Genomic DNA, 20,180 nt, shown 5'->3' on the forward strand with positions numbered 1-20,180 from the left:
TGCGGTCAGCTCTCCGCCGCGTCGGGGTGCAGGGCACGCTGAACCAGCTCGGCAACCCCGCGACGGTCGATCTTGCCGGTCGCGTTGCGGGGTAGCTCGTCGACGAAGATCACCTCGCGTGGCACCTTGAATCGCGCAAGGTTCGCGCGCACATGATCTTTCACCGTATCGACGTCGAGGTGGGTTCCTGGTTCGACGACCACGATGGCACAGAGGCGCTGTCCGAAGTCCCTGTCGTCCACCCCGATGACCGCGACGTCACAGACGTCGGGGTGGGCGTGCAGCAGGTTCTCGATCTCGAGCGGATACACGTTCTCGCCGCCCGAGACGATCATGTCGTCGTCACGCCCCACCACGAACCACAGACCGTTGTCGTCGACGTAACCCATGTCGCCACTGGACATCAGCCCGTCGATCATCTGCTTGGTTCGCCCGTCGGTGTAGCCGCCGAAGCTCAACGAACTCGACACGAAGATGCGCCCGGTGGTGTGCGGGGTGGTGATCGCCTGTCCGGCATCGTCATACAGAGCCACCCGGCAACCGGCCGGCGGGCGACCCACCGTGCCCGGCGCCAACTTCAGGTCGTCAGGCCCGGCCACTGTGGCCACCGCCACCTCGGTGGACCCATACAGGTTGTGCAGCACGTCGCCGAACTCGACGCGGGCGCGCTCACACAGGTCCGGAGCCAACGCCGACCCCGCCACCAGGATCACCTCCAGCGACGAACAGTCATAGCGCCCCCGGATCTGCGGGTCGAGATCGAGAATGCGTTGCAACATGGTCGGCACCATGACGGCCATGCGGGCCTTGTTGTCGGAGATGAGTCGCAGAGTGCGCTCCGGATCGAAACGTCGCTGCAGCGCAATGGCATTGCCCAACGCCATGCCGATCAGACCCATGGCCAGACCGGTTCCGTGGAAGATGGGGGCCGCCGAGACCACCACCCCACCGCGCGGCACCGGCACCCGATCCACAAGTTGCGCGGTGACCAGCGGGTTCACCCGATCCCGCGGCGCACCCTTCGGGACACCGGTGGTACCGCTGGTCAACAACACCAGCCCGCCCGGCGCAGGGGGTCGGGGCATCGGTGCGCTCGACCGTCCGACCAGCAGATCGTGCACCGACACGTCGCCATCGGTTGCACCCCAGGCGATCACCCGTTCGACCGTGTCGGGCACCACCGACAACAGACCGGTGAACTCGGTGTCGGCGACGATCACCGTCGCGCTCTCCCGGTCCACCACCGCAGCCAGCGCCGGGGCACCGAACCCCGTGTTGAGCAGCAGCGCCCGGGCACCGATCCGGTTGGTGGCCAGCGTGGTGGCCACCAACCACCGATGATCGCGACACATGATGCCTACCACCCCGCCGGCGGTCACGCCGCGCTCGATGAGACCGCGCGCCAACGCATTCGACACCGAATCCAGTTCGCCGTATGTGATGGTGCCGGCGTCGTCGATGACGGCGGGAGTGGACGGGTCGCGGGCCACCGCGTTGGCCACCACCCCCGCGAGCGGGCCGAACTGCTTTGCCGTCCGGAACGAGAGCACCGCCAGATCGGGTCGGGTCAACTCCAACACACCGCGCCGCTGCAGGACCACGATGCTGCGGGCGGTGTCGGTCACGGACCTCAGCAGTGCTGTCGGCATCTCACTCCTCATCGAAGGGCGTCGTATGAACGGTAAGGGCCGCAGCTGTTCTCCCGCGCCTGTTCGGCGACATCGACACCTGATCGGCGGTGGGGTCGACTCTTCGACCGGTATGGCGACGAGGTTTAGCGCAGGGCGGCGGCGAGAACCTCCGACCAAGTCTCGATGACCTGCGCCCGGCGCGCCGAATCGTCGGACAGGGTGTCGGCCAGACCGAGTCCGCGCGCCATGTCGAGGGTCGCCTGCACCAGTCGGTGGATTTGTGGATCAGCGTGATCGCCGGCCAACGACCGCACTGTCATCTTGTGCGCCGCCCGAGCGAATTTCCGTTCCATCGGTAAGATCTCGGCCCGCAGCGTGGCATCGGATGCCGCCGCGCTCCACACCTGTAGCGAAGCCTTGAAGTGCATCCCCGTGTAGATGGCCACCGCATGCTCCACCACCGTCCGGACCCGGTCCGGGCCGGCCGGGAAGTCCTGGTCGATGCCTGAGGCCCGCAGGGTCATCTCCTCGAAGGTCTGTTCCAACGCCGCGGTGATCAGCCGTTCACGGGTGGGGAAATGATGTTGCGCCGCACCGCGAGACACCCCGGCCCGCTCGGCAACCGCCGCCACTGTCGCCGCAGCCCAACCATCAGATGCCAACACCTCGATCGTCGCGGTCAACAGTCGTTCACGGGTGGCCCGAGACCGATCCTGCTGCGGTGCACGCAGAATCGACCGACGGGTCCCCGCCGCCGCTACGGTGCGCTCACCCATCGCGGGGGCCTCTTCTGTAGAAACGACGCCATCCCCTCACGCGCCTCCTCCGAGGAGAACAACGCGGCCGAATGCGCAGCCCGCTCGTCGGCCCACCGGTCGAACTCTTCCCGGATGGCGGCGGTGGCAAGCCTTTTCGACTCTCGAAGCCCCTGCGGCGAGCCCGCCGCCAGATCCGACACCCAGCCCGCCACCCTCGCGTCGAGGTCGGGCGGCGAATCGGCGGCCACGGTGATCACCCCGGCTGCGGCGGCCTCCTGCGCACCGAACTTCTCACCGGTGACGAAGTAGCGACTCACGGCTCGAGACGTCATGCGCGACAGCAGGGTCAACGAGATGACCGACGGCGCCAGCCCCAATCTCGCCTCGGTGAGCGCAAAGGTGCTCGACGGCCCGGCCACCACCATGTCGCAGGCGCCGAGCAACCCGAACCCACCGGCACGGACATGGCCGTCGACGCGTCCGATCACTGGGATCGGCAACTCGAGCATGGCACGCATCAACCTCACCAGGCCCTGCGCTCCCGCCGCCGACGCCTCGTCCGGCGACATACCCGTCTTCAGCGCCCCCGCCAGATCGGCTCCTGCGCAGAAGGTCCCGCCGGTGTGGGTGAGCACCACGCACCGCACCGATGCGGTGGCGGCTGCCGTTTGCAGGTGCCCCAGCAGTCCGGACACCAGGTCGGTCGACAACGCGTTGCGGTTGCTCGGTGAATCCAACGTGATGGTCGCGGTGGTGCCGGCGACGTCGAGGTGGACGAGTTCGTCGGTCATGAGCTGGGTGGTGCCTCTCGCATCGATCGGGCGCGGTGACGGGTTGGTCTCAGTACGACTTGGGTAGGCCCAGGCTGGTCTGCGCCACGAAGTTGAGCACCATCTCCCGACTGACCGGGGCCACCCGCCCGATCCGACACAGATTGAGCAACGGCGCCACCCCGTACTCGGTCGACAAACCGTTGCCACCCATCGAGTGCACAGCCTGATCGACCAGTTTCACCGACGCCTCGGCGGCGGCGTACTTGGCCATGTTCGCCGGTTCAGCGGCACCCCAGTCATCACCCGCGTCGTAGAGAGTGGCGGCTTTCTGCATCATCAACTTGGCCATCTCGAGCGCGATCTTGCCCTCGGCCAACGGATGTGCGATCGCCTGGTGCGCACCGATCGGGGTCTTCCACACCGTCCGGGTGCTCACGTAGTCCACGGCCTTGCCCAACGCGAACCGGCCCATGCCGATGGCCGAGGCCGCGGCCATGATGCGCTCGGGGTTGAGTCCGGCGAACAACTGGCTCAGCGCCGCATCGGCCGAGCCCACCAATGCGTTGGCAGGCAGCCGCACGTCGTCGAGGAACAACTGGAACTGCTTCTCCGGGTTCAACAGTTCCATCGAGATCTGCTTGTACTCGAAGTTGGGACTGTCGGTGGGCACGATGAACAGCGCGGGCTTGAGCTTGCCGGTCCGCGCGTCCTCGGTGCGGGCCACGATCAGCACCGCCTGCGCCTGATCGACACCTGAGATCCACACCTTGCGCCCGGTCAACAGCCAGTCGTCGCCGTCACGACGCGCGGTGGTGATGATGTTGTGCGAGTTGGACCCGGCGTCGGGTTCGGTGATGCCGAACGCCATGGTGATCGAGCCGTCGGCCAGACCCGGCAGCCACGTCTGCTTCTGCTCGTCGGTGCCGAACCGGGCGATGACGGTGCCGCAGATGGCCGGGGACACAACCATCATCAGCAGGCTGGTGCCTGCCGCAGCCAGTTCTTCCATCACGATGGCCAGCTCGTACATCCCGGCACCACCGCCGCCGTACTCCTCCGGGATGTTCACCCCGAGGAACCCGAGCTTGCCTGCCTCACTCCACAACTCGTCGGTCTTCTGGTCGGTGCGGGCACACTCGAGGAAGTACTCCTGGCCGTAGTTCTTGGCCAACGCCGCCACCGACGCACGCAACGCGGCGCGCTCGGGTGTCTCGACGAACGGGTTGACGGTGGCGGGACGTTCCGACGTAGCGGTCATGATGCTCTCCTGTGGCGGACGGTGTGATGGTTGATCGAGTTTCTCGGATGGTCGGGGATCGAGTGGTCGGGGTCAGGTGGCGGCCGGGCTGGGGTGGATCTCGGTCTCCGATTCAGATGCGATGACGGCCAACACATCACCCACGGCGAGCTGTTGACCGGTGGCCACCGAGATCTCGGCCACCACCCCGTCGGCGGGGGCGTGCACGGTGTGTTCCATCTTCATCGCCTCCAACCACAGCAACGGCTGCCCCTGGGTCACCTGATCGCCCACCGCAACCCCGATCCGGATGACCGAACCCGGCATCGGCGCCAGCAACGACCCTGGGCGTCCGACGGTGGACGGATCGGTGAACCGAGGCACCTCACTGAAGGCCACCGAGGCGGTGTCGGAGTCGACGTGGTGAGCCACCGAACCGTCGGGGCCGACATATCGAGCCACCGCGAACCGCCGCAGTACCCCGGCCACCTCGAGAGCGACCTGATCAGCCTGGGCGTCAACCACAGCGATCGCCTCGTCGTCGGGCAATTCCACGTCGGCGCGGCGGTGCCGATAGCGTACCGCCACCTCATCGCCCCCGGCCGTGACGAGCGATCGGGTCTGATACTGCGAGAACAGGTTGCGCCAGCCGGCCGGGATGTCACGGTGCACCGGTGCGGCCTCGCGCTCGGCCGCTGCGGCCGCCAGCGCCGCGGCCACCGCCGCGAGCCGTACCTGGTCGGCGTCGGCCAGTGGGCGCGCCAACACCTCGAGTCCGACCTGATCGAGGTATCCGGTGTCGGTGTCGCCGCCACCGAACACGCGCTCGCGCATGATGTTCACCAACAGATCGCGATTGGTGCCCGGCCCGTGCAGCCGCGCGCGGGTCAGCGCCGCCGCCAACATCGCGGCCGCTCGAGCCCGATCAGGAGCCCAGCTGATCACCTTCGCCAGCATCGGGTCGTAGAACACCGAGATGTCGCTGCCGTCCTCGATCCCCGAATCGACCCGCACCCCAGGACGATCCAGTCGATCGAAGTGCACGTCGGCTGGGATGTCGATGGTGTGCACGTGACCGGACTGCGGCGCCCACCCTGCGGCAGGGTCCTCGGCATAGAGCCGCGCCTCGATGGAATGCCCGACTATCGGCGGCGGATTCGGTGGCAGTTCTTCACCGGCGGCCACCCGCAGTTGCCACTCCACCAGATCGAGGCCGGTGGTGGCCTCGGTCACCGGATGTTCCACCTGCAGACGGGTGTTCATCTCCAGAAAGTAGAACCGACCCTGCCCGTCGGCGAGGAACTCCACGGTGCCCGCACCCACGTAGCCGATGGCGGCGGCCGCCGTGCGGGCCGCTTCGAAGAATCGTTCACGCAGATCACCACCGATCCGCTCCACCAACGGCGACGGAGCCTCTTCGATGATCTTCTGGTGGCGGCGTTGGATGGAGCACTCGCGCTCCCCCACTGCCCACACCCGACCGTGAGTGTCGGCGAGGACCTGTACTTCGATGTGGTGGCCGCGTTCGACATAGGGCTCGCAGAAGACCGTTGCGTCGCCGAAGGCCGACTCCGCCTCGCGTGCAGCACCGTTCACCTCGTCGCTCAGCGCGCCGATGTCGCGCACGATGCGCATGCCGCGACCGCCGCCGCCGGCCGATGCCTTGATGAGGACCGGCAGATCCGAGGCCTGGAGGGTGGCCGGGTCGAGATCACCGAGGATCGGCACTCCCGAGTCGGCCATGATGGCCTTGGCGTTGACCTTCGATCCCATCGAGACGATGGCCTGCGGCGTCGGCCCGATCCACACGAGACCGGCGTCGAGCACCGCCTGAGCGAATTCGGCGTTCTCCGAGAGGAATCCGTAGCCGGGGTGGATGGCATAGGCCCCGGCAGCCCGGGCCGCTGCGATGATCGCCGAACCCGACAGGTAGGTCTGCGCCGAGGTGTCGCCCGGCAGTCGGACCGCGCGATCAGCGGCGGCGACATGCGGGGCACGGGCATCGGGATCGGAGTAGACCGCCACGGTGGCGATCCCCATCCGAGCGCAGGTGGCGAAGACCCGACGTGCGATCTCGCCGCGGTTGGCCACCAACACCGAGCTGATCGGCCTGCGGTGGGGGGTGCTGTTCTGGATTGTCATCTGCCCCATCACATCCGGAAGACGCCGAAGGTGGACGTGCCCTGCACCGGCGCGGTGTCGATCGCCGAGAGGGTGATGCCGAGGACGGCCCGGGTGTCGCGGGGATCGATCACGCCGTCGTCGTAGAGCATCCCGGACAGGAACGCGGGCACCGACTGGGCCTCGATCTGGGCTTCGATGGCTGCGCGCATCTGCTTCTCGGCCTCGGGATCGACTGAACCACCGCGTGCTTCGGTGGCCGCGCGTGAGACCATCGCGATCACCCCGGACAGCTGCGCGGCGCCCATCACCGCCGATTTCGCGCTGGGCCAGGCGAACAGGAATCGCGGGCCGAACGCACGGCCACACATGCCGTAGTGACCCGCGCCGTAACTGGCCCCGATCAGCAGCGAGATGTGCGGCACGGTGGAGTTGGAGACTGCGTTGATCATCATCGAGCCGTGCTTGATGATGCCACCCTGCTCGTACTCCTTGCCCACCATGTAGCCGGTGGTGTTGTGCAAGAACAGCAATGGCGTGTTAGAGCGGTTGGCAAGCTGGATGAACTGGGTGGCTTTCTGCGCCTCGGCGCTGAACAGCACGCCCTGTGCGTTGGCCAGGATGCCTACCGGATAGCCGTGGATGCGGGCCCAGCCGGTGCACAGCGACGATCCGTACTCGGGTTTGAACTCGTCGAAGTCGCTGTCGTCGACCACGCGCGCGATCACCTCGCGCGGATCGAACGGGATCTTCAGATCACCGGGCACGATGCCGAGCAGTTCGTCGGGGTCGAACCTCGGCTCGATCACCCCGGCCACCGGCCCAGGACCTTGCTTGCGCCAGTTCAATCGGGACACGATACGACGCCCGATCCGGATGGCGTCCTGCTCGTCGCGGGCGAAGTAGTCCGCCAGCCCCGACTGACGCGCGTGCATCAACGCTCCACCCAACGACTCGTCGTCGCTCACCTCACCGGTGGCCATCTGCACCAGCGGCGGGCCACCGAGGAACACCTTGGACTGGTTCTCGATCATCACCACGTGATCGGACATGCCCGGGATGTAGGCGCCGCCGGCGGTCGAGTTGCCGAAGACCAATGCGATGGTGGGGATTCCGGCCGCCGAGAGCTGAGTCAGGTCGCGAAACCCACGACCCCCCGGGATGAACACGTCCTTCTGAGTGGGCAGGTCGGCACCACCGGACTCGACCAACGCGATGCAGGGAAGTCGGTTCTCCATGGCGATCTCGTTGGCCCGCAACGTCTTGCGTAACGTCCACGGGTTCGATGTGCCGCCGCGTACGGTCGGATCATTGGCGACGATCATGCACTCGATCCCCGACACCACGCCGATGCCGACCACCACCGACGCACCCACCTGGAAGTCCGAGCCGTAGGCGGCCAACGGACACAGTTCCAAGAACGCACTGTCGCGATCGATCAGCAGCTCGATCCGCTCCCGCGGCAGCATCTTTCCCCGCTTGTGGTGACGAGCCACCTTGTCCGGGCCACCACCGGCCAGGGCGGTGTCGAACTCGGCGGAGAGCGCGGCCAGCTTCTCCTCCATCACCGTCGCCGCGTCGACGAACTCCGGCGACGCGGGGTCGACGGTTGATCGCAATGTCGTCATGCCTGATATCCCAACCGCTTGGCGGCCAGTCCGGTGAGGATCTCGGTGGTGCCGCCGCCGATCCCCAGGATCCGCATGTCGCGGTATTGCCGCTCGATCTCCGACTCACTCATGTATCCCAACCCTCCGAACAGTTGCACGCACTTGTTGGCCACCCACTCGCCCGCCTCGACGGCGGTGTTCTTGGCGAAACACACCTCGGCAATCAGGTCGTCGGCCGGTGTGGTCACCTTCCGTTCCACCACGGCACGGGTGTAGACCCGGGCGACGTCGATGCGCCGCGCCATCTCGGTGATGCTGTCCTGCACCGACTGTCGCGCGATGAGCGGTTTGCCGAAGGTCTCACGACTGCGCACCCAGTCGAGGGTGATGTCCAGGCAGCGCTGGGCGCTAGCGTAAGCCTGCGTGGCCAGACCGGCGCGTTCGGAGACGAATGCCGTTGCGATCTGCGCGAATCCGGTGTTCTCGAACCCGACGAGATTTTCCACCGGCACCCGGGCGTCGACGAAGCTGAGCTCGCCGGTGTCCGAGGAGCGCCAGCCCATCTTGTCCAGCTTGCGGCTGACGCTGAATCCGGGTGTGTCGGTGTCGATGACCAGAAGCGACACCCCGCCTGCTCCGGGACCACCGGTCCGTACGGCGGTGACGATGAAGTCGGCCCGCACCGAGGAGGTGATGTAGGTCTTGGCCCCGTTGACCACGTAGTGATCCCCGTCGCGCACCGCGCTGGTGCTCAGATGGCCGACATCGCTGCCCCCACCGGGTTCGGTGATCGCCAGGCTCCCGATCTTCTCCCCCGCCAGGGTCGGGCGTACCCAGCGGTCGATCTGATCGGTGTCACCGGCCGCGATGATGTGGGGCAACGCGATCCCGTTGGTGAACAGCGAGGCGAACACCCCGCCCGCACCGCCGCGCTGGTGGAACTCCTCACACAGGATGGTCGCGTCGATGTGGTCACCGCCGGCGCCGCCGACCGATTCGGGCACCCCGAGCCCCAGCAGACCGAGTTTGCCTGCCTCGATGTGCAGCTCGCGCGGGATCAGTCCCTCACGCTCCCACTCGCTCTGGAACGGAAGGACGTGGCGCTCCACGAAGCCGACGACGGTGGAACGCAGTTCACGTCGTTCGTCGGTCTCCCAGGCGGGGGTGGCCAAGCTCATGCGGATACCTCGAATCGGGTGGGGACGTCGATGATGCGGGCGCGCAACCACTCCCCGATGCCCTTGGCCTGCGGGTCGAAGCGCACATTGTCGGCCACTCCGCGACCGAGGATGCCCTCGATCACGAAGTTGACAGCCAGCAGGTTGGGCAGGCGGTACCGGTGGACGGCCAGATCGGCGGTCTCGGGCAACAACTCGGCGAGTCGAGCAACCGTCAGCACTTCATCGAGCCACTCGAAGTGCTCCCGATCGCGCACCCAGACACCGACGTTGGCGCTACCGCCCTTGTCGCCGCTACGCGCCCCAGCGATGCGACCCAGCGGCATCGGGGTGCACGGACCCCAGTCCCGTTGTGGCGTAACCGGATCAGCGGGAAGCGCAGGGAGATCAGCCCGGGTCGGACTGGGGTCGATCACGCGCACCGATCCGTCGGGCAGGGTCACGCGGTGCTCCACCGCCTCGGCGGCGACGTAGGCGGGTTCGAACACGCCGTAGGGCCCGCCCGCGCCCGGCGGGCCGGTCATGGTGAACCCCGGGTAGCTGGCCAGTGCCAATTCCACTGCGGTGGAGGAGAAAGCGCGACCCACCGCAGCAGGGTCGGTGCTGCGCGCCACCACCTGCAGCAGTGCACTCCCCTGTGCTTGGGTGCTCGGATCAGGACGGTCGAGTCGCGACAACTCCCAGGTCAGGGAGTCCGGCTTGACTGGCAGCGCACCCTCGAACTGTTCCCGCACCAGAGCTGCCTTGGCTTCGATGTCGAGCCCGGTGAGCACCATCGTCATCTCGTTGCGGAATCCCGCGAGGTGATTCAGCGACACCTTCAGCGTGGTCGGGGGCGCTTCCCCACGAACCCCGGAGATCTGCACCCGATCGGGTCCGACCTGGTGCAGCGCAACCGAATCCAACCGGGCGGTGACGTCGGGGCCGAAGTAGCGGGGTCCGCCCACCTCGTAGAGCAGCTGCGCGGTCACCGTGCCCACGCTCACCGCGCCGCCGGTTCCGGAGTGTTTGGTGATCACCGAGCTCCCGTCGGCGGCCACCTCGGCGATGGGGAACCCGGGGTGGCGCAGGTCTGCGATCTCGGTGAAGAACGCGTAGTTGCCACCGGTGGCCTGCGCCCCGCACTCGATGACGTGACCGGCCACCACTGCGCCGGCGAGAGCGTCGAGATCGTGTGGCGTCCAACCGAAATGGCTGATCGCGGGGCCGACCACCAGCGATGCGTCGGTGATCCGCCCGGTGATCACCACGTCGGCGCCGGCATCGAGCGCGGCCGCGATCCCGAAGCCACCGAGGTAAGCGTTGGCGGTCAACGGTGCGCCCAACCCGAGTTCGTCGGCGCGGGCCATGAGGTCGTCACCGTCGACGTAAGCGATGGCCGCCGTCAGGCCCAACTCCTCGGCGAGGGCCGCCAGCGCGTCGGCCAGACCGCGCGGGTTGACCCCACCGGCGTTGCTGACGATGCGCACCTTGCGTTCCATGGCCAGCCCCAGACAGTCCCGCAGCTGCCGGACGAACGTGGTCGCGTAGCCGCGGGCGGGGTCCTTGAGTCGGTCGCGACCCAGGATCAGCATCGTCAGCTCGGCCAGATAGTCGCCGGTCAGGTAGTCCAGGTCGCCGCCGGTGAGCATCTCCCGCATGGCCGAGAAGCGGTCTCCGTAGAACCCCGACGAATTGCCGATACGCAGCGGCGTGTGTGAGGTGGTCATGCCGGACTCGTCTCGGTTGTGTGGGCAACGCGACCGGCTCCAGGTGGGCCGGCGAAACACTGGGCGATGGTGGACCATTCGATCGCCTCAGGTCCCTCGAAGGTCAACGCCAGGTCGGCCAGAGCGCGACGCTGAGTGACCAGGAGGCAGAAGTCGAGCGCAGGACCGCTCACCCGTTGGGCAGCCTCGACCGGCCCCCAGTCCCAACACTCGCCGCCGGGGCCGATCAACTCGACCCGGAACGGCTCGCCGGGCGGCGTGGCGCCGTTGACGAGGAACGAGAAGTCACGGGTGCGAACACCGATGTGCGCGACTGCCCGCAGCCGCGCGGTCGGCTCCACCGGGACACCCAGGGCGTCGGCGACGTCGAGTCCGTGTGCCCAGGTCTCCATCAGTCGTGCAGTGGCCATCGAGGCCACCGACATCGGGGGGCCGAACCAGGCCAGCGAGGTACCGGCGGCAAGCGCATTCAGCGCGTGCGCCAACGCCTCTCGTCCGGTCCGCCACCGGGCCAACAGCTCGGCCGGCTCCAGCGCCGCGGCCTCCTCGGCCGCGCGATCGACGAAACCATCAGGATCGGTCGCCTGCAGGTCGGCTGCGAACTTCTCCGGTTCGGTGACCGAACGCAGCGCCACCTCGTCGGTCCACATCAGGTGGCCGATCTGGTGGGCGATGGTCCAGCCCGGCGCGGGCGTGGACCGCCGCCACTGATCGGCGTCGAGGTCGGCCACGAGACGATCCAGCGCATCAGCCTCGGCGAGTAGGTCGGCGACCAGGTCGCGCGCGGCACTCATGAGAGCAGCGTCACATCAGGCGTCGAAAAAAGCAAGCGCCATTGATTGTTTCTCCGCCGGCACCGTTGCCCAAGCAGCATCTACCCAGGTGATGGCGTGTGCGCGAGGTACGGGAACCAAACTCGCGTCGGATGCATCCAAGTGTGTGTGCAGTCGCTCGACGGCACACACACCCGATGAGAGGACCGTTCCGGTGAGCCACGCCGAGATCGCCGCGCCCGTTGAACTCCGCTTCGACGCCGTCCACCCCGATGCCGTTCTCGTCATCGATGTCCGTCGCACCCTGCGGCTGGGACCCGGTGCGGTCACGACACGAGCCCTACCCGACCTCGGGCCGTGTGATCGCGTCGACACCGACAGCACGACAGCGGTGGCCGTCTGGCCCACCGACGCCGCCTGGCTCGACCTCACCTCACCGACGGGATATCCCTTCGCGCTCAGCGTCCACCGTGCAGGCAGCAGCTCGGGCGCGTGGGTGCTGGTTCCCGACACCACCTCCATCGACACGGTGGAGGGCCGGCAGATCACCGACGACACGACCGCCCTGCACCTCACGGTCTGCCCGATCCGATCCAGCGAGTGGGAGGCCGATGTCGACGAGGTGGCCGTGCACCCTACTTCCTGGGACGTGGCGGCGAGCCGATCGGTGACACTGCGCTTGACCTCAGCGGTCGGCCATCACCCGGACCGGCTGGGCACCACGCCGCTCACCCGAGCCGACTACGCCGACCATGGAGTGCCGTGGCCGCACAGCCACGACCCGGTGAGGCGCAGCGTCACTCGAAACGAACGCTCGCGCTCGTCTGCGCCAGTGGGGTGCCGTCCTCGGTGGTCATCGTCGCTGCCATGGTCGCCACCCGTCTGCCGACGCGGACGGGGTCGGTGACCACCACGACATCACCGGCATCGAGCGCCGGCGACCGAAAGAAGTCGATGGTCAGGTCTGACACCCGATAGTCGCCGCCGGGTGCGGTGGCCAGCTGCCCGGCGAACGACACCGCCTGGGCGGCCAACGCCGCGATCACACCGCCGTGCATGGTCCCCAACGCGTTGCTCATCCACTGCTGCGGCGTGCACCGCATGGTCAGTTGCTGTTCGGCGCGAGTCAGGCTGCACCCCAACAGCTGCGCAAACGGTCCGATGGACATGCGTTGCGCAGCAATGGCATCGATGATGCTCACACCGTCGAGGACCGGGTCGATGGCAGGCGGCAGCTCGACCGCGTGTGCACCGTCGCGTGTTCGGGCAGCGCCTTGGGGTGCGGCGAGCGTGGCAGCTGGTTCCAGCGCGATCCCAGCGGCACGCAGCAGTTCGGGATCGAACATCCGCCCGGTGCGCACACTGCGCACCTGCACTGCCGCGACCAGCCGATCGGCCGTCGACACCTCCACGGTCGTGCATCCGAAGTCCGCCAGCCGATCCCGCAGAGTGGCGGTGGCCACGATCGCGGCATCGGGCGCGGGCGGGTGACCTGCGGTGGCGAACGACAGTCGCGACTGCACCACCCCGAACCCGGGTTCGATGTGGGCGACAAACGGCATCCCGCCCACCGTGTCCACCAGCACGGCGTAGGAGCCCAGTTCGATCCGACCGCGATGATCGGCGACCCCGTTCGACAATTGCTGGGCCAGTGTCACCGTCGCGAAGTCGTCGCTGTGCGAGGTCAATGCCCGGGCCACCCCGCATGCGTCGAGGGGATTAGTAGCAGTTGTCATCCAATGTTCGTACCCGAGCCCCGGTAGCCACCCACTCAGGGGAAGGCGCAATTGAGATCGGGGCCACAGTTCATCACCGGCGGGGACCCCCGTGTGGATTGGGTGAGGACATGCCACACTGACAGAACCGGCGCTCGACGCGCGGGCCGACGGCAGCAGGAGGAGGCGACGTGCTGCGGACTCTACGGGCAACGCCGCTCTCACCGCTCACCACCCCGATCCTCACCGTCGTCCTCACCCTCGACTGGCTGTTGCTCGACGCATGGAGTACCGCGTTGATGTCGGCGGCTGCGGCCCTGTTCGCAACGGTCGGGATCGGGATCGTCGGGGGCCGCCACACCGCGCAGGCCATCGCCCGCCTCATCGTCAGAGTCGATGGGCGTCGACCTGTCAGCCGATCATCGCGGCCACGACGAACGAGGAACCGGGACAGGCAACTGTTCTCGGCGATTCTCAGCGCACTACATCAACCCCGCGCGCCCGGGTGGTCACCATCGACCGCCCGAACCTGCTGCTGAGCTAAACCCTCGGAGTCGGGTGGTCACATGCCACCCGAAAACTACTCCGACACAAAGGCTTTGCCATGCTCTCAATCAACAAGTTGAGCGTTGAGGTCAACGATCGACCACTGATCGACAACCTGTCGATCGATGCCCATCCCGGGCAGATCGTTTGCGTCACCGGCGCGAACGGCACCGGAAAAACCACTCTGCTGGAGTTCATCTGCGGCCTCCGACAACGCAGCAGTTCGAGCACGGGTTCGATCACGGTCGACGGCATCGTCGCCGATGACACCGACCGCCACTTTCGGCAACTCGTTGCTTTTGACCTGGGCGAAGACGCCACGTTCGCAGAACTGACCGTCGTCGAACACCTTCGCCTCATCGCCCGCCTGTGGTCTCTGTCCGATGATGCTGCCGAGGTCGCGCTCGCCGACTGCGGCCTTGTCGATCACGCAGACCGCCTGCCCCACAACCTGTCCCGCGGCCAACGCCACCGGTTCGACCTCGCCTCAGCGTTCCTACGACCAGCCGCCGTCATCGTTCTGGACGAGCCCGAGTCAGCGCTCGACATCGACGGGCGCGCATGGCTGATCGACTCGCTGCTCACCCGAACTCGACGCCGAACCACAGTTGTCATGGCGTCGCATGCACCAGACCTGCAAGCGATCGCCGACATTCGAATCCCGCTGGGGCCACGGTGAGGTCCCTCCCGCGGCGCAGCGTCCACTCATCAGCCACCAGGACCCGGCTGGTGGGGCTGATCCGAGGGATCGGGATGACTCGACTGGTGGAGCTGATTCGCGCCCATCGCGACGAGGGCGTCGGTCTGATGCTCTGTGCCGCTGTTGCGGTCGGCCTATCCCACAGCGTCCTCACACATCACCCGTTGGCACAGTGGGTCACCTGGTCGCCTGCGGCGAGCACCCACCCAGTCCTGAGTCTGATCTCTGCGGTGTCGGGACTTGTTGTTGCGACGGTGATCCCGCTGGCCGTCTGGTGGGGCCCGGTCCGCGTGCGACCGGCGCAACTACGCTGGCAACTCGGCGGCCCCGACGGCCGACGCACGACATTTCTCCGCGCGCGACGACGTGCCACTGTTGTGCTCACCATCGGCTCGATCGTGGTGGCTGAGTCGTTCGCGATCGTGTTGTCCAGCAACGTCTGCGTTGCCGCAGGCACAGGTGCGGCGGTGGGACTCTTTGGGTTCGCACTCGCCACGGTTGCTCAGCATCGACGGTCGGCACGTTCGATCGGGCGCAGGTGGGTGACGACCGAGCAGCTGTCACGCACCGCGGTGGCACCGCGCGACGGACTGGAACCGTCGCTGCTGCTGGCTGCCACCACCCTGGACCTGGACTGGCTGAGCGACACTCGGACGCTGCGATGGCTGCAGAAGCCCTCGCGCCGAAGGTCGCGCCGGTGGCCGACCGGACGGTGGGCGGCGCTGGTGGCGGCCGACGCCGTTCGACTGCGCCGAAGAACCGATGAGATCTGCAATTGGCTACTGCTTGTGGCGATCAGTCTTGCTGTGCCGCTGGTGATCTCGGCGCCGATCGCCGCACCGACAGTGGCCTGCCTGCTGGCCTATCGCGCCGGGCGGATCGCATCAGGTGGTTTGCGTCGGACGGCCACCAACCGCGCGATCGGGCGCACGCTGGGCATCAGTGACCACGCAGTTGTCGCCGCGTTCGCCGTGCTCCCGGCCGCAAGCATCGGCGCCTGGGCGCTGATCGTCGGTTGGACCTGGCCGCTGTCGCTGCCACAGCTGGGCATCATCTGCGCCGGCGCCGTCGTCGGCACGCTCCGGCGGGCCACGCGCGGACCGGTGCCACTGGATGCCCCGTTCTATCTGACCGGCACCGGTGGCGTGGTGCAACCGCTGCTGTGGGCATCCCTCGTGCGCGGACTCGGTGCGGTGGCGTGCACGGCAATGATCGCAACCGCTCTGCAACCCATCGCCGACGCGTCATCGCAACGCGCGAGCTACGACCGGTACCGAACGCACAGCGCGCGCCACGACGGAATCGGGCGAAATGCCTACCCACAACCGACGTGAACCGTAGTGTGTGGCCCAGGTCACTTGCGGCCTGCTTATCGTGGCCGACCGCGTGCGACACCTGAACCACGTCCATCGCGTTGCGACAGGCCCGCGATGGCCACGCCCGTTTCCGATCGGAAACCATCCACCCCTCGGCCGTTCGGTCCGAGGGGTCGCCAGACCCTCCGGGGACCCTGCGCGCCGCCAGGATCGGCGCGCGGAACGAAAGGATCGACATAGTCATGCGTCGTACACAACTCTCTCGCAGCACCCGACTGCTGAGCATCGCTGCGGTCGCAGCGGTGGGCGCGGCGTCGCTGGCCGCCTGCAGCGATGACAAATCCGACTCGGGTGGCGGAGACAAGGTGGGTGTCATCCTGCCCGACTCCGCGTCGTCGGCACGCTGGGAAACCGCCGATCGACCTTTGTTGGAGAAGGCATTCAAGGACGCCGGGGTGGGCTACGACATCCAGAACGCCGGCGGCGACGTCAACAAGTTCTCCACCATCGCCGACGGGATGATCTCGTCGAAAGTGAAGGTGCTCATGATGGTCAACCTGGACTCCGACTCCGGTGCAGCGGTGATCAAGAAGGCCACCGCCGCAGGCATCCCGGTCATCGACTACGACCGCCTCACCCTCGGTGGCGGCGCCAACTACTACGTCTCGTTCGACAATGTGTTGGTGGGCACCAAGATCGGCGAGGGTTTGGTCAAGGGCATGAAGGCCAACGGAAAGAACAACGGCCCGGTGGTGTTGCTCGACGGCTCACCCACCGACAACAATGCGACCCTGTTCAGCACCGGCTACAAGAAGGCCATCACCGACGCCGGCTACACCGTCGCCGCGCAACAGGCCGTCAAGGACTGGGACAACCAGCAGGCGCTCACCGACTTCGAGCAGATCTTCACCAAACTCGGCGCCGGCGGTATCGACGGTGTGGCCGCTGCCAACGACGGCCTCGCCGGTTCGGTGGCCTCGGTGCTGGCCAAGAACAACCTCACCGGCAAGATCCCGGTCACCGGTCAGGATGCGACCGATGAAGGGCTGCAACGAGTTCTGCTCGGCTCGCAGTACGTGACCATCTACAAGGCAATCAAGAAGGAAGCCGACGCCGCGTCCCAGCTGGCCATCAAGATCATCAAGGGCGACAAGGCCGGAGCCGATGCGCTGGCCACCGCCAAGTCCGATGACACGGTGACCAAGAAGCAGGTGCCCTCGATCCTGCTCACCCCGCAACCGATCTACAAGGAGAACGTCAAGGACGTGGTGGCCGACGGTTTCACCACCAAGGACAAGATCTGCACGACCGCTGAGCTGAAGGCGGCCTGCGCGGCCAACGGCATCAACTGATCCTCCGCTCCGCCCACGGTCGTCTGCCCGGTCCGGGTCTGGTTCCTGCGCAAGCGAATCGACCCGGACCGGGCGCTGTCACGAAAGAAGTCGCGATGAGTCAACCATCAGGTCCCGGGCCGCTGCTGAGCCTGCGCGGGATCCACAAGAGCTTCGGGCCGGTCGACGTGCTCAAGGGCGTCGATCTCGATGTCTTCGCCGGGCAGGTCACCGCGCTGGTCGGTGACAACGGCGCCGGCAAGTCCACCCTGGTGAAGGGCATCGCCGGAATTCACACCTTCGACCGAGGGCAGTACCTGTTCGACGGGACGCCGGCATCGCCGAGCAACCCCAAACAGGCCAACGCGCTCGGCATCGAGGTCGTGTACCAGGACCTCGCGCTGTGCGACAACCTCGACGTGGTGCAGAACCTGTTCCTGGGGCGCGAGACCACTGCCTCGGGGCTGCTCGACGAGATCACCATGGAACGTCGGGCCGCCGAGACATTGGCCGGATTGTCGGTGCGCACCCTGAGTTCGGTACGCATGAAGGTGGCCAGCCTGTCCGGTGGTCAGCGTCAGACGGTGGCCATCGCGCGAGCGGTGCTGTGGAACAGCAAGGTGGTCATCCTCGACGAGCCGACCGCCGCACTCGGGGTGGCGCAGACCGAACAGGTGCTGCAGTTGGTGCGCCGCCTGGCCGACAACGGTCTCGGCGTCATCCTCATCTCGCACAACATGAACGACGTGAAACGGGTGGCCGACACGATCGCCGTGCTCTACCTCGGCCAGATGGCCGCGCAGGTGCGAGCCGCCGATGTCAGTCACGGGCAGATCGTCGAACTGATCACCTCCGGACGCATCGGTTCAGCCGCCGGCGACATCGATTCGCCGGTCCTCACGAAAGGCGTGGTCGAATGACGACCGACTCCGACTCCACCACAACCACACCCTCCGACACTCCGCCGCCGGCCGCGACGTCGCCGAACACCGGGCTCGCCGGCCTGCAGGACGAGTTCAGAGCGTGGGTCGTCCGCATCCGCGGCGGCGACATCGGATCGGTGCCCGCCGTACTGGGCATGCTGGCGCTGGTGGTGTTCTTCACGGTGCTGCGCCCGGATTCGTTCGCCAACAAGGGAAACTTCGCCAACCTGCTCGCACAGTCGGCGCCCTACATCGTGATCGCGATGGGTCTGGTGTTCGTACTGCTGCTCGGCGAGATCGACCTGGCCGCAGGATTCACCGCCGGCACCTGTGCGGCGGTGTTGGCCGTGGTGGTCACCAACAACGGATTCCCCTGGTGGGTGGGCATTCTCGCGGCTGTGCTCACCGGTTCGGTGATCGGGTTGACGATGGGTGCGCTGGTCGCATTCCTGGGTATCCCGTCGTTCATCGTGACCCTGGCCTGGTTCCTGGGGTTGCAGGGTGCGCTGCTGCTGATCATCGGCAACGGCGGCACCATCACCCTGCGTGACAACAAGCAGATCGTGGCCATCGCCAACAACAACATGACGCCGGTGCTGGGCTGGTTGTTCGTGGTGATCCTGGTGGGCGGGTACGCCGCGGTCACGCTGCTGCGCGCGGCAGCTCGCCGCAAAGCAGGGTTGCCCACCCAGTCGGTCACCCTGATCGGACTCAAGATCGCCGGGTTGGCTGTGCTGTTCGGCGTGGCCACCGCCGTGTTGAACACCGAACGCGGCGAGGTCTCGGCGTTCGTGTCCAACTCCCTCAAGGGTGTGCCGATCGTGGTGGCCATCGTGGCCGGCCTGACCGTGCTGATGACGTTCGTGTTGACCCGCACCGCTTTCGGTCGCCATGTCTACGCCGTCGGCGGCAACACCGAGGCCGCCCGCCGAGCCGGCATCAGCGTCACCGGCATCAAGATCAGCTGCTTCGTCATCTGTTCCAGCCTTGCGGCGTTCGGCGGAATCCTGCTGGCGTCGCGGTTGAGTTCGGTGTCGCCGCAGACCGGCGGTTCGTCCATCCTGCTGCTGTCGGTCGCGGCGGCGGTGATCGGCGGGACGTCACTGTTCGGCGGCAAGGGCCGGGTGATCGATGCGGTTCTGGGCGGCTTGGTGATCGCGATCATCCAGAACGGTCTGCCGTTCATCACGCAGGAGGCGGGCATCCAGTTCACGGTGACCGCTGCGGTGCTGCTGCTGGCTGCCGGGGTGGACGCCATCGCTCGCCGCCGCGCGGCAGCCACCGGCCGCTAGCGGCCGCTAGCGGCGTCGAGTGGGCGGTAAACCCCGCCCACTGGGCGGAAACCGGCGTCGATTGGGCGGTAATTCGCGTCCACTGGGCGGAAACCCACGTTCACTGGGCGGTAATTCACATCCATTGGGCGGAACGGATGGCCGCGAGGGACAGAGTGAACCTCTCGATCACCAACTGTGAACTCCACCCGCAGGTGACACGAGACTTCCGCCCAACCGACGCGGGTTTCCGCCCAACCGACGCGGGTTTCCGCCCAACCGACGCGGTCAGTGGGTACCTCGCGCGGCGATGCGGGCCTGGACCTCAGGTCGGCGCAACGGCGGAACCGTACGAGGTGGTTGACGCCGCGGCGGTAGGGCGGCGAGCAGGGTGTGACTGGCCGCGGTCACCGCTGCGACCGCGGCTTCGAATGCCTCGACGTTGGCCGGCGAGGTCTTCTGCACCCCGCTGATCTTGCGCACGTATTGCCGTGCGGCGGCTTCGATCTCGGCGTCAGTGGCTGCGGGCTCGAGTCCGCGCAGCTCGGTGATGTTGCGGCACATGATGATCCTCCCAGATCGCGCGCA

At 67.1% G+C, this 20,180-nt stretch carries 18 protein-coding genes; 7 read left to right on the top strand and 11 right to left on the bottom strand.

The window, feature by feature from the left end; genetic code table 11:
• Window positions 1-5 precede the first annotated feature (5 nt).
• The 9 genes from KIK15_RS03340 to KIK15_RS03380 all read right to left on the bottom strand — a co-directional run bounded on the left by KIK15_RS03340 (window position 6) and on the right by KIK15_RS03380 (window position 11,811).
• Window positions 6-1,649, bottom strand: a complete 1,644-nt coding sequence (locus KIK15_RS03340) for an AMP-binding protein (RefSeq protein WP_214242693.1) — start codon at window positions 1,647-1,649, stop codon at window positions 6-8.
• A gap of 125 nt (window positions 1,650-1,774) precedes the next feature.
• Complete coding sequence (locus KIK15_RS03345; RefSeq protein WP_214242694.1) at window positions 1,775-2,407, bottom strand: TetR/AcrR family transcriptional regulator; 633 nt, start codon at window positions 2,405-2,407, stop codon at window positions 1,775-1,777.
• Window positions 2,389-3,180: an enoyl-CoA hydratase family protein gene (locus KIK15_RS03350; RefSeq protein ID WP_214242695.1), complete on the bottom strand. Its 792-nt coding sequence runs from the start codon at window positions 3,178-3,180 to the stop codon at window positions 2,389-2,391. The genes KIK15_RS03345 and KIK15_RS03350 overlap by 19 nt, the downstream gene beginning before the upstream one ends.
• Before the next feature lie 49 nt (window positions 3,181-3,229).
• Window positions 3,230-4,420: an acyl-CoA dehydrogenase family protein gene (locus tag KIK15_RS03355; protein WP_214242696.1), complete on the bottom strand. Its 1,191-nt coding sequence runs from the start codon at window positions 4,418-4,420 to the stop codon at window positions 3,230-3,232.
• A gap of 72 nt (window positions 4,421-4,492) precedes the next feature.
• Window positions 4,493-6,541, bottom strand: coding sequence for a biotin carboxylase N-terminal domain-containing protein (locus KIK15_RS03360; RefSeq protein WP_214242697.1), 2,049 nt, complete (start codon window positions 6,539-6,541; stop codon window positions 4,493-4,495).
• Between the two features lie 8 nt (window positions 6,542-6,549).
• Entirely contained in the window at window positions 6,550-8,148 is a 1,599-nt protein-coding gene (locus KIK15_RS03365) for an acyl-CoA carboxylase subunit beta (protein ID WP_214242698.1), read from the bottom strand.
• Window positions 8,145-9,308 carry an acyl-CoA dehydrogenase family protein gene (locus KIK15_RS03370; RefSeq protein WP_214242699.1) on the bottom strand — a complete coding sequence of 388 codons (1,164 nt, stop codon included), beginning with the start codon at window positions 9,306-9,308 and terminating at the stop codon, window positions 8,145-8,147. Before KIK15_RS03370 ends, KIK15_RS03365 begins: the two co-directional genes overlap by 4 nt.
• Entirely contained in the window at window positions 9,305-11,017 is a 1,713-nt protein-coding gene (locus KIK15_RS03375; protein ID WP_214242700.1) for an acyclic terpene utilization AtuA family protein, read from the bottom strand. The genes KIK15_RS03370 and KIK15_RS03375 overlap by 4 nt, the downstream gene beginning before the upstream one ends.
• Window positions 11,014-11,811 carry a TIGR03084 family metal-binding protein gene (locus KIK15_RS03380; RefSeq protein ID WP_214242701.1) on the bottom strand — a complete coding sequence of 266 codons (798 nt, stop codon included), beginning with the start codon at window positions 11,809-11,811 and terminating at the stop codon, window positions 11,014-11,016. The genes KIK15_RS03375 and KIK15_RS03380 overlap by 4 nt, the downstream gene beginning before the upstream one ends.
• 193 nt (window positions 11,812-12,004) lie before the next feature.
• Between KIK15_RS03380 and KIK15_RS03385 the strand changes: the two genes are divergently transcribed.
• Window positions 12,005-12,697 carry a hypothetical protein gene (locus KIK15_RS03385; RefSeq protein ID WP_214242702.1) on the top strand — a complete coding sequence of 231 codons (693 nt, stop codon included), beginning with the start codon at window positions 12,005-12,007 and terminating at the stop codon, window positions 12,695-12,697.
• Here the strand turns inward: KIK15_RS03385 and KIK15_RS03390 are convergent.
• Window positions 12,588-13,526 carry a PaaI family thioesterase gene (locus KIK15_RS03390; protein ID WP_214242703.1) on the bottom strand — a complete coding sequence of 313 codons (939 nt, stop codon included), beginning with the start codon at window positions 13,524-13,526 and terminating at the stop codon, window positions 12,588-12,590. The two genes, KIK15_RS03385 and KIK15_RS03390, sit on opposite strands and share 110 nt — an antisense overlap.
• Window positions 13,527-13,696: 170 nt before the next feature.
• On the opposite strand from KIK15_RS03390, the gene KIK15_RS03395 reads away from it, so the two are divergent.
• From KIK15_RS03395 to KIK15_RS03420, 6 genes are all read left to right on the top strand, one after another.
• Window positions 13,697-14,044 (top strand): hypothetical protein, encoded by a 348-nt coding sequence (locus KIK15_RS03395; RefSeq protein ID WP_214242704.1) that lies wholly within the window; start codon window positions 13,697-13,699, stop codon window positions 14,042-14,044.
• A 65-nt stretch (window positions 14,045-14,109) separates the two neighbouring features.
• Entirely contained in the window at window positions 14,110-14,730 is a 621-nt protein-coding gene (locus tag KIK15_RS03400) for an ATP-binding cassette domain-containing protein (protein WP_214242705.1), read from the top strand.
• 74 nt (window positions 14,731-14,804) lie between these two features.
• Window positions 14,805-16,085: a DUF6297 family protein gene (locus KIK15_RS03405; RefSeq protein WP_214242706.1), complete on the top strand. Its 1,281-nt coding sequence runs from the start codon at window positions 14,805-14,807 to the stop codon at window positions 16,083-16,085.
• A gap of 224 nt (window positions 16,086-16,309) precedes the next feature.
• On the top strand, window positions 16,310-17,419 hold the full coding sequence (locus KIK15_RS03410; RefSeq protein WP_214242707.1) for a sugar ABC transporter substrate-binding protein: 1,110 nt from the start codon (window positions 16,310-16,312) through the stop codon (window positions 17,417-17,419).
• A 95-nt stretch (window positions 17,420-17,514) separates the two neighbouring features.
• Window positions 17,515-18,318, top strand: a complete 804-nt coding sequence (locus KIK15_RS03415) for an ATP-binding cassette domain-containing protein (RefSeq protein ID WP_214242708.1) — start codon at window positions 17,515-17,517, stop codon at window positions 18,316-18,318.
• Window positions 18,315-19,613: a sugar ABC transporter permease gene (locus KIK15_RS03420; protein ID WP_214242709.1), complete on the top strand. Its 1,299-nt coding sequence runs from the start codon at window positions 18,315-18,317 to the stop codon at window positions 19,611-19,613. Before KIK15_RS03415 ends, KIK15_RS03420 begins: the two co-directional genes overlap by 4 nt.
• Before the next feature lie 267 nt (window positions 19,614-19,880).
• On the opposite strand, the gene KIK15_RS03425 is transcribed toward KIK15_RS03420, so the two are convergent.
• Entirely contained in the window at window positions 19,881-20,156 is a 276-nt protein-coding gene (locus KIK15_RS03425; RefSeq protein WP_214242710.1) for a DUF2277 domain-containing protein, read from the bottom strand.
• Between the last annotated feature and the right edge of the window lie 24 nt (window positions 20,157-20,180).

Source organism: Williamsia sp. CHRR-6, from assembly GCF_018474015.1.
Taxonomy (GTDB): domain Bacteria; phylum Actinomycetota; class Actinomycetes; order Mycobacteriales; family Mycobacteriaceae; genus Williamsia_A.